Genomic DNA, 12,843 nt, shown 5'->3' with positions numbered 1-12,843 from the left:
GGTTAATATGCACCGGTAGGTACAGCCGGTGGAATTCAACCGATAGGGGCTACCTGATGGAACCGCGATCGCCGCAACCACCGCGGCACGTGCGTTCGGCGAAGATCCTCGGTGAACGCATCACGGACCTGCGCTTCGAACACGGACTCACGCAGCGTCAGCTGGCAGACGCGACCGGCATCGATGAGCGCTACCTGCGCGACCTGGAACAGGGGCTCAACACCGTCGCCGTGCGTCGCATCTTTCAAGTGCTGCGCGAACTCGACGTTCACCTCGAGATTGTGGACGGCCGATGAGCGCGCTCATCCTGTGGCTGCATGGAGTTCCACTGGCCCGCATCGAGCGCGATCTTCGGCGTACCAATGCGCCGATCAAGTTCACGTGGACCGATCGGGGCGTGGAGGCTTTCAAGGGGCTGCGCGTACTGTCGACCCTGATGCGAGTGGGGGACTCCGTCTCCCCGGTCGTGGCGAAGGTCTACCTGGATGGACTGCTGCCCGAGGGCAATGCGCGGAAGAACTACGCGATCGCGGCTGGTGTCAGCGACCCGGACGACACCTACGGGCTCCTCGAGCGCTACGGGGCAGACACTCCGGGGGCCGCAGTCATCGTTGTTGACGAGGCGGGCGACCCAACCGCGGCGGGCAGCTACGAGCCGATCACAATTGACGAGGTCGCGATGCGGATTCGTCACGCGGACGAACACTCTCGCGCTGACAACACCGGCATCGCCCCAGGCTCGTCGGCCCTGCCCGGGATGGTCCCCAAGATTGCGCTGCACCGGGCAGCGGACGGCTCGTGGCTACTGCCCAAGGGGGGCGCCCCGTCGACGTGGATTCTCAAGCGGGCCGGCCTCGCGCGAGATGGCGACGACGTGATCGACACAGAGGTCCTGTGTCTGGAGTTGGCGCGCGCCGTGGGTCTTTCGAGCGTCCACGCTGAGATTCTTGACTTCGGCGACGTACGAGCGATCGCGGTGAGTCGCTACGACCGCCGCGACGTCGGCGGACGCATCGAGCGGTTGCACCAGGAAGACTTCGCCCAAGCCCTCGGCGTACCCGCCCAGGACGTGAATGCGAAGTTCCAGTGGGGTCGCACACGCCCTACCCTCGCCCTGATCGCCGCTGTCCTGGGTGACGCAGGTGCATCCACGATCGGACTGGCTCGCCTTGCAGCGTTCTCGTGGATCGTCGGGAACACCGACATGCACGCCAAGAACCTCTCCCTGACGCGCACGGTCGACGACGTTGTCGACATCGCTCCGGCCTATGACGTGTCCATGCGTCTGCATCATTCGGGCAGCCGTGAGTTCGCGCTCGACTACAACGGCGTCTATCGGGCTGACGACACCACCGTCGAGCACGTCATCGCCGAGATCGCGTCGTGGGACGGCTGGACCGTCCGCCGAGCACGCCGCCTCGTTGCTGACCTCGCTCGAGACCTCAACGTGGCGTTGGCAAGCACCAACCTCGACCACCACCCCGGTGTCTCCGTGCACGTCCTCGACACCGTCCGCGACCGCATCAACCTTGCCGCCGAGGCCACCCGCAACCACGCCCCCAACTCCGTCGCCGCCCCGACGGGCCCGGGTGCCCCGGCTACCCCGAAGCCCCGCCGACGCAGCTGAACCGCCCCGGCGGATCGGGCACCCGGACGGTGGCCAAATCGCCCCCAGGGGATCACAATTCCCCCAACGACCAAGCTCGACGGCATCGGGGCCAGCTGGGCCTGACTCTGGTGGTGGGCGATGGCGGTGTTGGCGGACGTCGGCGTGCTGAGCTGGCCGCAGGCGGCGGCAGCGGCGATCAGGCGGTTGGCTGCGGTCACCGCTGCCGGAGCCTTGCTCGGGGTGCTGGTCGGTGGCGTCGGCGGCCGGTTGGCGATGCTGCTGCTCGCCCGGCTGAACCCGGACGCGAGTGGCGTGGTCAGCGACGACGGCTTCGTGATGGGTCGCTTCACGCTCGCCGGCAGCCTGAACCTGCTGCTGGTCGCCGGAGCGCTGGGGGTACTGGGCGCTGCGATCTACCTCGTCCTGCGGCCCCTGCTGATCGGGCCGCGCTGGTTCCAGGTGCTCGCGATCTCCCTCGGCCCGGCGGTGGTGGTCGGCGAGCAGCTGGTGCACGTGGACGGCGTCGACTTCACCCTGCTCGAACCGGTCTGGCTCGCGATCGCGCTCTTCCTGCTGATCCCGGGCGTCTACACCGCGCTGCTCACGCTCCTGGCCGAGCGCTGGCTGGCCCCGGGCTCCGCGTTCTGGCGAGGCCCGCTCTGGCTCGCCGCGCTGCCGCTGCTGGCCTTCGGGCCGTTGGCGCCGCTGTTGGCTCCGCTCGCAGCGGGGTGGCTCGCGAGCGAGGCCGTCAGACGCCGCAACGGCGGCAGGATCCCGGCGGCGTCGGTCCTGGCGTGGGCGGGCCGGGCCGCGCTCGCCGTGCTCTTCGTGGTCGTCGGGAGCCGACTGCTCGACGAGGTGCAGCTCCTGGTCTAGGGACTTTCGCCTTGTTTTCTGCGTTTCTGGGGGCGCGCCGTCAGTTGCCGGGGCTCACGATGAGGAGGTGACGTTCGAGGTCTCGCGTGATCGCTATGACAGGTTCATGGGGCGCTACACCGAGCGATTGGCTCCCCAGCTGGTCGACGCTGCCGAGGTCGGTGCCGGCATGCGGGTGCTCGACGTCGGGTGCGGACCGGGTGGCCTGACCGAGGTGATCGCCGACCGCGTGGGCGTTACCGGCCGGGTGGCCGGGATCGACCCCAGCCCGCCCTTCGTGGCGGCCTGCCGTGCCGCCGTCCCGGCAGCCGACGTGCGTGAGGGGACGGCGGAGCATCTGCCCTGGCCCGACGACGCGTTCCAGGTCACGCTGTCCTGTCTGGTGATCGGCTTCATGCAGGACCCGGCCCGCGGCGTTGCCGAGATGGCCCGGGTCACCGAGCCCGGTGGCCGGGTGGGGGCCTGCTTCTGGGACGTGCCGCGGCACCGGATGCTCGCGCTCGCCCAACAGGGCATCGCCTCGGTGCGTCCGGACCTCGACCCGCACCCACCCATGGTGGGCACCGCCCGCGACGACATCCCGAGCCTGATGACCGCGGCGGGTCTGAGCGTCGAGGATGCAGGGGAGCTCGAGGTCCGGGTGGACTATGCCGACTTCTCCGATCTGTGGGAGCCGATCAGCCGGGCCCCGGGGCCGATCGGTGACGCGCTGGTGCAGCTCAGTGTCGCCGAGCAGGTGCAGGTCGAGCGCTACTTGCGCGCCCAGCTGCCGGTCGGGCCGTTCGAGCTCTCCGCGTTCGCCTGGTACGCCGTCGCGCGGGTCTGACCTCCCCGTCGGTCGCACGCTGGCTCACACGTCGGGTTTGGCGGCGCGCCTCGCGGGCAGAAGAGGCTCGACAGCGAGCGTCATCGGGACGCTCGAGTGGCAGAGGTGGAGCGATGGGCTTCGAGACCGACATCGAGCGGATGTACCGCGCGGGCAAGACCGACATCCCCCATGCCGCCGACCGGCTCTCCGGGATCAGCAGCACGTTCTACGACGCCTTGCAGACCTTGGACCAGCAGGCGGCACTGGCCGGCGACCCACGCTTCCTGCGCACCATGCTGCGGGTGGGCGGCGACCTCTACGACGTGCTGCGTGGCGGCGTCGACTCGCTCAACAACTGTGCGCTCGCGGTGGTGCGGACCGCCGACGACTACGTGAAGGTCGACGACGACGCCCGTGCCGACTTCGCGGCGATGGACGACGGGCTGCGGGACAAGCAGCAGCCCGGCCCCTCCGACGTCCCACCCGAGATCACGGACCCGGAGGCCCCGGGCTCCACCACCGAGCACCCGGGCGACGTCACCGTGACCACGCCGTCCACGCCTGATCCCGACTCGCTGGCCGAGGACGCCGAGCAGCGGGAGACCAACGAGTACAACAGCGCGTGGGGCCACAACATCGAGAAGCATCGGGGTGACTACTGATGGCGTTCAGCCGGGAGAACTTCCACCGCCTGCTCAAGGACATCGAGGAGCGCCTGGGCTACCTGCGTGGCAACGAGAACGCGTGGAAGTACCTGCGCGAGCTGCAGATCTACGCCGTCGAGCACCCGGTCGAGGGCGGCATGCTGATGGTGCTGCGCACCGAGCCGGACTACAGATTCCCTTGTCCTGACGGGCGATTCGCCGTCCAGCCGTACCCCTGGTGGTGCGACATGTACATCCCACCGGGCACCAAGTTCGACCAGTACGAGTACATGCGGATGGTGCAGAAGCACACCGACATGGCCTTCGAGGACGGCGTCGCCTGGGCCACCGGGGTCGCCGACTATGCGCGCAGCATCTGCGAGCAGTTCCTGGCTCCCGACGTGCCGACCATGGTCGATGCGATCCTCAGCCTGCAGCGTGACGTCGCCACTCCGCTGGTCGATGCGCCCAACGACGACTGGGCGAACCTCGGCAACCTCAACGCCCGCTGGACCGGTGACGCCGCGGCCAGCTTCAACGAGTTCTACCTGAACTACAACGAGTCCCTGGCCCGCTCGGGCCTCTACACCGACATGATCAACATCGGCTTCGCCTCGGCGGCCAAGGTGATCAGCGGCACCCAGTTCGGCGCCCAGTTCTTCCTGGAGGACCTGCGCGACGCGCTCGACGCACAGCTGGACCAGTGGGTCTCCTGGGGCCGGCAGCCCGACGACCCGCCGAAGACCCCGGTCTGGGTGGGCGACGTGGGCAAGATCGCCGAGGCCACGCTGAAGCTGGCCTCGCACATCCCGGCCGTCGGCGAGGTGACCGACAAGATCGACAAGGCCACCGAGATCGGCAGCGACGTCAAGGGGTTGATCACCGCGATCGAGGACGTCTCCGGCAAGGAGCTGTTGCCGAAGAAGCGCGAGCACACCCCGGTGCAGTTCGCAGAGTCGATCTACACCGACCTCACCAGCACCCTCACCAACGACTACCTCCGCGCCTACGACACCGCGCTGAACAGCCTGCAGTCCGGCTCGGCCCCGGGCAGCGTGCCCGATCCGGGCGACCTGGACGAGGCGGCCTTCAGCGGCAACGGAGTCCTCGACCTGATGCGCGCGGACAAGAAGAACAACGATTGGGATCTGCCCGACGTCCGACCCGAGAGCCTGCGCGGCGACGCCCGCTACTGAGCCGCTCCCCACGCTGGAGGCAACACCTCGCGGAGCCCGTCCGGCAGGAGAGCCTCAGGAAGCGGGCTGCGCAACGCGCTGGTCAGGGCGCCCAGCTCGACCTCTGCCGCGTCGCTGCGCCCGGCCTCGAAGAGGAGGCGGACCAGAGCGGTGCCGGCGATCCGCAGGGATCGGTCGTCACCGCTCTCGGCTCCCGCGGACCGCGCCTCACGCAGTGTCTGCTCGGCTGGGGCGGGTGCCTCGCGTGCTGCCCTCAGCACCAGGGCGCGCGACAGGCAGCGCAGGTCGCCGCTGCCCCGGAAGCCCCGGATCGCCGCGTCGAGCTCTGCGCGATCGGCGTCCGGGGCAGCCATCCATCGCACCAGCCGGGCGTGGGCGAGCTCCAGCTCGTTCTCACGTTCCTGTGCGTAGCGCAGGCACTGCGCGGCCCACCGGGTCGCGGTCTCGGTCCGGCCGGCCTCGGCAGCGACCAGGGCCATCATGTAGCGGGTGTCGTTCACGTGCATCCCGTCGCCGGCCTCGGCGAACGCGCGACGGGCCTCCTCCAACAGTGCGAAGGTCTCACCCCAGGGCCGGCCGGCGCGCCTGGCCGCCCTCGCGCGGAACTGGGTGGCGACGGCGAGCTCCCACCGATCGTCGAGTGCGCGGGCGTGCCGTTGCGCGATCTTGAGGTGGTGCGCCGCCTCCTGTGGCCGGTCGCGGTAGGTCAGTTGGATCCCGGTCAGCTGCGCTGCGGCCAGTGCTGCCTGCGGATCGCCGTCCCGCTGGGCCTGCGCGGAGGCCAGCGCCGTCAGGGCCGCGACCAGGTCGAGATGGGTGATCGACAGCGCGTGGCCCATCGCCAACAGCACCCGCGGTGAGGCGGCCGCCGTCAGCCGCGCGTCGGTTGCCGCCTCGCACAGCGCCTGCACCATCTCGGGATCGGGCCCGTACTGCGCGACTCCGACGCCGACCGCCGCTGCGAAGTCGGGGGCGCTCGGGTCCCCGTTTCGCGTCGCCCAGCGCAAGGCAGCAGCCACCTCCGGGCAGAGCAGATGGGCCAGCGCCTGACTGCTCGGCGTGTCGTCGGTGCGCGCCACCGGAGCGAGAGCCACCGCGATCTGCCGGTAGTGCCGGGCATGCCGTTCGAGGACCGCATCCTGGATCTCGGGCCCGGTCTGCCCGAGGACGAACTCGCGCAGCGGAGCCAGCAGCCGGAAGCGGGACGCCGGCCAGGCGTCGCCGAGGCGGACGATCATCGAGTGGTCGCTGAGCTCGGCCACCTCGGCGTCCACCCGGTGCCCGACGGCGGCGGCCGCCAGATCGAGGTCGAAGGTGCGGGGCAACGCCGCCAGGTGACGCAGAACGTCCTGCAGCCCCTCGTCGAGCACCTCCCAGGACCAGGCGAACGCGGAGTCCAAGGCGGCGTGACGGCGCGGTGACCAGCGTGCGCCGCTGAGGGTGCCGAAGCCCTTCTGCAGCAGGCGATCCAGCTCGGCGACGCCGAGATGACGGGTGCGTGCGGCGGCGAGCTCGATCGCCAACGGCATGCCCTCCAGGCGCTCGCAGATCCGCGCGAGCAGGGCGACGTCGTCGAGATCGGTCGAGCGCGCGGCCGCGCTCGCACGGTCGCGGAAGAGCCGGACCGCCGGGCCCTCCAGGGTGAGGGCCAGCGGCGAGAGCTCGACGACGACTTCTCCGGATGCGTGCAGGGGGACCCGCGAGGTGACCAGCACCTGCAACGAAGGGACCCTGGCAAGGAGGCGGCGCAGCGTCTCCGCCGCCTCATCCACGACCCGGTCCGCGTTGTCGACCACCAGCAGCAGGTGGGCGTTGGCCAACGCCAAGGAGCACGCGGCCAACAACGCCGATGGCTGCCCGGCCTCGATGTCGAGGGCGGAGGCCAACGCCTGCAGGAACGAGCCGGTCTCGGTGAACTCCGCCTCGACCACCACACTCGGCGTGTGGCGCGCGATCTCCAGAGCCAGTCGCGTCTTCCCGACGCCGGCGGGGCCGGTGATCGTCACCCAGCGATGCGTCTGCAGGTAGGCGCTGGCGGTGCTCAGCTCCTCCTCGCGGCCGACGAAGGAGTCGCGGGCGCCGGGAACCGGGCGTCCCAACAGGCCCTGGGCACCGTCGATCAGCTCGCGGCGCGATCCGGCGTGGAGCTTGCGGCGCAGCGCCGCGATGTGCGACTCCACGGTGCGCACCGAGACTCCGAACTCCTCGGCGATCTCGACATTGCTCAACCGCCGGGCGACGGCGGCCAAGGTGGCCTGCTCGCGCCTGGTCAGGTCGGGACGCCCCTGCATCCGGTCATCGTAGGCAGCAGCCGCGGGTCGCGGCATCGCCGGGTTTGTGGGCGATCTCCGTGCTCTGCACGGATGCCCCTGCCCTCGATCCGGATCAGCATGAAGGGGACGGCGCACCGAGCGCCGGTGAACGGCACAGGAGGACGTCATGAGTGTGAGCACGGAGCAGGACCAGCAGATCAAGAGCGCGCATCGCAGACTCTGGGCGCTGGGGGACTATCCGGCGGTGGCGCGGGAGGTGATCGCCGAGCTGGGCCGGGCCACCGTCGCCGCCGCCGAGATCCGGCAAGGCGAGCGCGTCATCGACATCGCCGCAGGATCCGGCAACTCGGCGATCCCCGCGGCTGCGGCCGGGGGAGTGGTGACGGCGACCGACCTGACCCCGGAGCTGTTCGAGGTCGGGCGCCGCGACGCCCAGGCGGCAGGCGTCGAGCTGAGCTGGGAGCAAGCCGATGCGGAGCGCCTGCCCTACGCCGACGACAGCTTCGACGTCGCCCTGTCGAGCGTCGGGATCATGTTCGCGCCGTTCCATGAGCGCAGCGCCGCCGAGCTGACCCGGGTAGTGCGCCCGGGCGGGAGGATCGCCCTCACCAACTGGACCCCGGCCGGCTTCATCGGCCGGATGTTCGCGGTGATGAAGCCCTATGCTCCGCCGCCGCCTCCAGGGGCGAGCCCGGGACCGCTGTGGGGCGATCCGGAGCACGTCGCCGGGCTCCTGGGCGAGCGGGTCGAAGGCCTCAGCGCGGAGCATCGGGTGCTCGTGGTGGAGAGGTTCGCAACGGCGTTGCAGTTCCTGGACTTCTTCAAGTCCCACTACGGGCCCACCATCGCGGTGTACACGCGGATCAGTGACGACCCGACGGCCGTGGGCGACCTCGATCAGGCTCTGCTCGACCTTGCCGGCGAGTACTTCCGGCCGGACGACGCCGCGATGGAGTGGGAGTACCTGCTCACGACCGCGACGGTGCGTTGAGGCTGCTCAGTCCCGGGCGACGGTCTGCGCCAGGCGGCGTGCCGCGTGCTGCACGATCGGGGCCTCGGCGGGATCGGCGGCCGCCTGCTCGGGGATGGCGCCACCGAGCAGCGCCGCCGGCTGGGTGAGCCAGCCCCACACCAGCCAGGGGTCCATCCCGGCGGCGAGCAGGGGAGGGAGCACCTCGGCCAGGTCAGCACGCGGGGACCCTGCGTCGTCGAACTGGAAGGCCGGGATCAGCAGCAGCTCATCCGCGCGCACCAGCAGCACCTGGTGGTTGTCAGCTCCCTTGTGCACGAAGAAGCGTGCCGCGTTCACCGACTCGCCGCGGGCCTGGGCGAGGGTCTCGTAGCTGTGCGACGGCGTCGCCGTCAGCTCGGCGCGGACCCGGGCCTGGCGGGCGACCTGCACCAGCCCGAGCGGAACGCCGTGCTCGGGCTCGTCGCCCTGTCCGCGCAGCATCGCATCGAGGGCGCGCAGCTGGTCGGTGCTCATCTGCCGGCCGGTGGCGGGGTCGCGCCAGCGCGGGGTGCCGTCGGCATCGCGCTGGTAGCTGGGCAACCCGGCGTCAGCGAGATGGGCGGAGAGGCCGAGGCCCTCCAACCAGGCGGCCAGCTCGAACGCCAGCGGGTCGACCACGTCGTTGCCACATGCACCACTCACGCCCTCATCGTCCCACCCCGGCCAGGTGCCGCAGCGGGCGGGAGGGCGCTCACAGGATCCGCACAGGATTTCTCCGACGCGGGCGTAACGCCGGATAGGTGGGGTCGTTGTCTGGGCAGGGAAACGCGCCGGAGAACCTCCCTCCCTCCATCCTCCGGCGCGCGGTGTCCGCCGTCCCTAGTTCGGTACTACATGGGGCGTACCGAAACCTTCGGCGGACACCGCACCCGGGGCTGTCGTGATCGGGGCTGTCGTGATCAGGTCCCTGCTGGCATGCTCGGGGCATGAGCGACGTGGAGCCTCTTCAGCCGTTGGACGAGACCTGGCAGCGGGCGTTGTGCATCGTGGCGCACCCCGATGACATGGAGTTCGGCGCTGCCGCCGCGGTGGCCCGCTGGACGGGGCAGGGCAAGGAGGTCGCCTACTGCCTGGTGACCAGCGGCGAGGCGGGCATCGATGGGATGACGCCGCCGGAGTGCCGCGAGGTGCGCGAGGCCGAGCAGCGCGAGTCCTGCCGCGTGGTCGGCGTCAGCGAGATCGACTTCCTCGGGCTTGCCGACGGCGTCCTGGAGTACGGCGTGGAGCTGCGCCGGGTGCTCGCCGAGGTGGTCCGCCGGCACCGGCCGGAGATCGTGATCACCGGCAACTTCCGCGAGACCTGGGGTGGGCGCAACCTCAACCAGGCCGACCACATCGCCGTCGGCCGCGCCGTGGTCGACGCCGTCCGCGACGCCGGGAACCGGTGGATCTTCCCCGAGCAGCTCAGCGCGGAGCTCGAGCCGTGGGGCGGCGTTCGCGAGGTGTGGGCGTTCGGCTCGCCGGAGTCCGAGCACGCCGTCGACACCACCGACACCTTCGCAGCCGGGGTGGCCTCGCTGGAGGCGCACCGCGCCTACATCGACGGGCTCGGCTGGGCCGACTGGGACGCCGAGGAGTTCCTGGAGGGTGGCGCCCGGGCATCGGGGGCGCGGCTCGGGGTGAAGTTCGCGGCCGCCTTCGAGGTCTTCCCGATGGGCTGGGGCGAGTAGGGCCGCTACCGTGGGGTCATGGGGAGCACTGGAGAGCAGCCGGACCTTGCCGGCACCGAGTCCGTCCTGACGTCCGAGGAGTGCTGGCAGTTCCTGCGCGAGCAGGAGTTCGGCCGCCTCGCCTTCCATCTCGGCGAGGAGGTGCACATCACCCCGCTGAACTACGCCGTCGACGGCGAGAGCCTGCTGTTCCGCACGGCTCCCGGCTCCAAGCTTCTCGGAATCGTGATGAACGCCGACGTCGCCTTCGAGATCGACGAGTTCTCCGAGGCCGAGGTGCGCAGCGTCATCGTGCGCGGCAGTGCCCGGCTGCTGGAGGAGGACGAGGCGCATCGCGCCGACAGCGTCCCGCTGCGCTCCTGGGTGGGCCTGGCCAAGTACAACGTGGTGGAGCTCGTTCCGAGCGAGATCAGCGGACGCCGGTTCGGCCTGAACCGGCCCTGGTTCCACCAGCAGCCGGGGCGCGCCGAGGCGTGAGTAGGCCAGGTGGGGCTTGAACCCACGACCGAACGATTATGAGTCGTTTGCTCTAACCGACTGAGCTACTGGCCCGCGACGCCACAGGATACAGAGCCCGGCGCCGCGCGGCTGCTCAGCCCTCGCCTGCGATCCGGTAGATGCCGTTGTCGTAGGCGAGGTCGAGGCTGATGTCCTCGGTGCGGGTCTTGCCGTTGGTCATCGAGTAGCGGACCCGGTACTGGACCGTCATCTCCAGCGGATCGGCGTCCACGGAGATCAGCTCGGCGCCCTCCACCTGGTTCCACCAGCCCTGATAACGGCCCCAATTGCCGCTCTTCTCCTGGAAGGCAGGGGTCAGCATCTGCTGGTAGGCGGTGGCGGGGTCGGCCGTCACCTGGTCGAGGTAGCTGGCCACGAACTGCCGCATTCCCTCGGCATCCGGGCCGGCGCTGGTGGTCGGCTCGGTCGAGGTCTGGCTGGTGGGTGGCGCGTCGTCTGTCGAGCCGGCGTCGTCGTCGCTGGTCTGGGTGCCGAGCACCCAGCCGGCGGCGATCAGGGCGATCAGGGCCGCCACCCCGACCGCGAGCAGCACCGGGGAGCGGCGACGGCGGGTGGGCGCGGTCGGGAGCACGTCGGTGGGCTCGGTGGCGATGACCGGCGCGCTCGGTGCGACCGGCGCGGCGGTGGGCCGTGCCGGCGCCGCCGGGAGCCGACGGTTGAGGCGCTCCCGGGCCTGCGGGTCGTGGAGCCAGGCCGCCACCTGGTCGGCCGACCACCGGCGCGCGGGGTCGCGCTCCATGGTGGCCAGCAACAGCGGCGCGAGCCAGCCCGCCGCCTCGGTGCGCGGAGGCTCCTCGTGCACCAGGCGGTAGAGCGCACCCATCAGGTTCTCGGAGGTGTCGTAGGGCGGATGTCCGGTGACGGCGTGGAACACCGACGCTCCGAACGACCAGACGTCGCTGGACAGGGTCGCGGACTGGCCCGCGGCCACCTCGGGGGCCAGATAGCCGGGGGAGCCGGTGACCATCCCGGTCTGGGTGAGGCCGACGTCGGTGCCGGTCCGAGCGATCCCGAAGTCGCCGAGCTTGAGCAGCCCAGTCGGCGTCACCAGCATGTTGCCCGGCTTCACGTCGCGGTGCACCACGCCGGCCTGGTGGGCCGCCGCGAGCGCGGAGGCAGCCTGGGAGAGCAGCGGTGCGGCGGTGTCCGGCGTCAGCGGACCCTGCTCGCGGATCAGTGCGGACAGGTTGCGCGACTCGACGTACTCCATCACCAGCCATCGCTGCTCGCTCTCGGCGACCAGGTCGAAGACGGTGACCACATGCGGGTGGTTGAGCATCGCCGCGAGGCGCGCCTCGCGGGTCACCCGGGCGACGGCGTCGCCGTCCGCCTGCACGGCGACCCGCTTGATCGCGACGTCGCGGCCCAGCATCTCGTCGCGCGCGAGCCAGACCGCACCCATGCCGCCGCGGCCGATCTCCCGCACCAGCGTGTAGCGTCCTGCAACCCGAGAATCCATGCCACCTCCTAGGCGATGGTAGGCCGGGGGTGGGGAAACCTGACAGCCGAGGACGGGCTCAGCCGAGGATCTGGACCGTGATCGGGGCGCCGATCCGGCTGCTGCCGCGCTGCAGTCCGTCGCCGAACTCCACCGTGATCCGCTCGACGGTGACGGTGCCTGCCTGGGTGCCGCGGACGCCGAGGACCAGGGCGTCGCCGCCGCCGAGCTCGACGTCGCGGCCCGGTGCCCGGTGCCACCCCTCGCAGAAGCGCTCCGGGGTGGTGGTCTGGCCGATCGACCCGCCGGAGCATACCCACAGGGAGACCTCGACGTCCTGGCTGGGGGAGCTGGTCACCTTCAGGTCGACGTCGTCGATGCTGATCGTGCGCGACGGGTCCGCGGCCGCGGGGACGCCCAGATAGAGGGTCTGGCCGACCTTGATCTCGCCGGTGACCGCGCGGTCGCTGGTGGGCAGGTCGCTCGGGTGCGTGCGCCACCAGGCGGCTGCGGCGAGGGCGACGAGCAGGACCGGGATCCACAGCCAGCGCGTCCAGCGACGGCGGCGCACCTGCAGGGAGTCGGGGCTCGACCCGGGGTCAGTCATGGCGGTCAGGGTAGTGCTCGGCGGGCTCGCGAACGGTACGTTTGCAGAATGCTGCGATTCACCGGAGCCGGGATCACCGACGTCGGACTCGTGCGCGACCACAACGAGGACGCCGGATTCGTCGGTCCCTACCTGGTGCTGGTCGCCGACGGCGTCGGCGGCGCGGCAGCCGGCGAGGTCGCCTCGGCGAC

Annotated in this window: 13 protein-coding genes and 1 tRNA gene; 9 read left to right on the top strand and 5 right to left on the bottom strand. The window is 70.8% G+C overall.

Annotated features, from left to right (window positions below; genetic code table 11):
- The first annotated feature begins 56 nt into the window (after positions 1–56).
- The 6 genes from ABD151_RS13110 (at position 57) to ABD151_RS13085 (ending at position 5,133) form a co-directional block, all read left to right on the top strand.
- A complete protein-coding gene (locus ABD151_RS13110; protein WP_343995049.1) occupies positions 57–296 on the top strand; it encodes a helix-turn-helix domain-containing protein in 240 nt (79 codons plus the stop codon).
- Entirely contained in the window at positions 293–1,627 is a 1,335-nt protein-coding gene (locus tag ABD151_RS13105) for a HipA domain-containing protein (protein ID WP_343995047.1), read from the top strand. Before ABD151_RS13110 ends, ABD151_RS13105 begins: the two co-directional genes overlap by 4 nt.
- 120 nt (positions 1,628–1,747) lie before the next feature.
- A complete protein-coding gene (locus ABD151_RS13100) occupies positions 1,748–2,485 on the top strand; it encodes a hypothetical protein (RefSeq protein WP_343995045.1) in 738 nt (245 codons plus the stop codon).
- Positions 2,486–2,552: 67 nt separating this feature from the next.
- Complete coding sequence (locus ABD151_RS13095) at positions 2,553–3,311, top strand: class I SAM-dependent methyltransferase (RefSeq protein ID WP_343995043.1); 759 nt, start codon at positions 2,553–2,555, stop codon at positions 3,309–3,311.
- 113 nt (positions 3,312–3,424) lie between these two features.
- Positions 3,425–3,955 (top strand): hypothetical protein, encoded by a 531-nt coding sequence (locus ABD151_RS13090; RefSeq protein ID WP_343995041.1) that lies wholly within the window; start codon positions 3,425–3,427, stop codon positions 3,953–3,955.
- Positions 3,955–5,133: a hypothetical protein gene (locus tag ABD151_RS13085; protein WP_343995039.1), complete on the top strand. Its 1,179-nt coding sequence runs from the start codon at positions 3,955–3,957 to the stop codon at positions 5,131–5,133. Before ABD151_RS13090 ends, ABD151_RS13085 begins: the two co-directional genes overlap by 1 nt.
- Here ABD151_RS13085 and ABD151_RS13080 read toward each other — a convergent pair.
- Positions 5,127–7,424, bottom strand: a complete 2,298-nt coding sequence (locus ABD151_RS13080; RefSeq protein ID WP_343995037.1) for an ATP-binding protein — start codon at positions 7,422–7,424, stop codon at positions 5,127–5,129. The two genes, ABD151_RS13085 and ABD151_RS13080, sit on opposite strands and share 7 nt — an antisense overlap.
- A gap of 148 nt (positions 7,425–7,572) precedes the next feature.
- Here ABD151_RS13080 and ABD151_RS13075 point away from each other — a divergent pair, with 148 nt between their 5' ends.
- Complete coding sequence (locus tag ABD151_RS13075; RefSeq protein ID WP_343995035.1) at positions 7,573–8,397, top strand: class I SAM-dependent methyltransferase; 825 nt, start codon at positions 7,573–7,575, stop codon at positions 8,395–8,397.
- A gap of 6 nt (positions 8,398–8,403) precedes the next feature.
- Here the strand turns inward: ABD151_RS13075 and ABD151_RS13070 are convergent, their stop codons facing one another.
- Entirely contained in the window at positions 8,404–9,060 is a 657-nt protein-coding gene (locus ABD151_RS13070; protein WP_343995033.1) for a hypothetical protein, read from the bottom strand.
- Positions 9,061–9,344: 284 nt separating this feature from the next.
- Here ABD151_RS13070 and ABD151_RS13065 point away from each other — a divergent pair, with 284 nt between their 5' ends.
- Together ABD151_RS13065 and ABD151_RS13060 are read left to right on the top strand one after the other, a co-directional pair.
- The gene (locus ABD151_RS13065; RefSeq protein ID WP_343995031.1) at positions 9,345–10,088 is read left to right on the top strand and encodes a PIG-L deacetylase family protein; all 744 of its coding nucleotides are present in this window, start codon (positions 9,345–9,347) and stop codon (positions 10,086–10,088) included.
- Positions 10,089–10,106: 18 nt separating this feature from the next.
- The gene (locus ABD151_RS13060; RefSeq protein ID WP_343995029.1) at positions 10,107–10,565 is read left to right on the top strand and encodes a pyridoxamine 5'-phosphate oxidase family protein; all 459 of its coding nucleotides are present in this window, start codon (positions 10,107–10,109) and stop codon (positions 10,563–10,565) included.
- A gap of 1 nt (position 10,566) precedes the next feature.
- Here the strand turns inward: ABD151_RS13060 and ABD151_RS13055 are convergent.
- From ABD151_RS13055 to ABD151_RS13045, 3 genes are all read right to left on the bottom strand, one after another.
- Positions 10,567–10,640 (bottom strand) — tRNA-Ile (locus ABD151_RS13055).
- 40 nt (positions 10,641–10,680) lie between these two features.
- Positions 10,681–12,066 carry a serine/threonine-protein kinase gene (locus tag ABD151_RS13050; RefSeq protein WP_343995027.1) on the bottom strand — a complete coding sequence of 462 codons (1,386 nt, stop codon included), beginning with the start codon at positions 12,064–12,066 and terminating at the stop codon, positions 10,681–10,683.
- Positions 12,067–12,124: 58 nt separating this feature from the next.
- Positions 12,125–12,652 carry a hypothetical protein gene (locus tag ABD151_RS13045; RefSeq protein WP_343995025.1) on the bottom strand — a complete coding sequence of 176 codons (528 nt, stop codon included), beginning with the start codon at positions 12,650–12,652 and terminating at the stop codon, positions 12,125–12,127.
- Positions 12,653–12,843 lie beyond the last annotated feature (191 nt).

Origin of the sequence: Nocardioides dubius, from assembly GCF_039528155.1 — a bacterium.
GTDB classification, from domain to species: Bacteria; Actinomycetota; Actinomycetes; order Propionibacteriales; family Nocardioidaceae; genus Nocardioides; species Nocardioides dubius.
The sequence above is the reverse complement of the archived record's forward strand: the minus strand, read 5'-3'. Positions and strand labels throughout refer to the sequence as shown.

Coding starts and splice junctions, on each gene's coding strand:
- ABD151_RS13110 (WP_343995049.1), top strand. CDS start 57: ATGGAACCGCGATCGCCGCAACCACCGCGGCACGTGCGTTCGGCGAAG.
- ABD151_RS13105 (WP_343995047.1), top strand. CDS start 293: ATGAGCGCGCTCATCCTGTGGCTGCATGGAGTTCCACTGGCCCGCATC.
- ABD151_RS13100 (WP_343995045.1), top strand. CDS start 1,748: ATGGCGGTGTTGGCGGACGTCGGCGTGCTGAGCTGGCCGCAGGCGGCG.
- ABD151_RS13090 (WP_343995041.1), top strand. CDS start 3,425: ATGGGCTTCGAGACCGACATCGAGCGGATGTACCGCGCGGGCAAGACC.
- ABD151_RS13085 (WP_343995039.1), top strand. CDS start 3,955: ATGGCGTTCAGCCGGGAGAACTTCCACCGCCTGCTCAAGGACATCGAG.
- ABD151_RS13080 (WP_343995037.1), bottom strand. CDS start 7,424: ATGCAGGGGCGTCCCGACCTGACCAGGCGCGAGCAGGCCACCTTGGCC.
- ABD151_RS13075 (WP_343995035.1), top strand. CDS start 7,573: ATGAGTGTGAGCACGGAGCAGGACCAGCAGATCAAGAGCGCGCATCGC.
- ABD151_RS13065 (WP_343995031.1), top strand. CDS start 9,345: ATGAGCGACGTGGAGCCTCTTCAGCCGTTGGACGAGACCTGGCAGCGG.
- ABD151_RS13060 (WP_343995029.1), top strand. CDS start 10,107: ATGGGGAGCACTGGAGAGCAGCCGGACCTTGCCGGCACCGAGTCCGTC.
- ABD151_RS13050 (WP_343995027.1), bottom strand. CDS start 12,066: ATGGATTCTCGGGTTGCAGGACGCTACACGCTGGTGCGGGAGATCGGC.
- ABD151_RS13045 (WP_343995025.1), bottom strand. CDS start 12,652: ATGACTGACCCCGGGTCGAGCCCCGACTCCCTGCAGGTGCGCCGCCGT.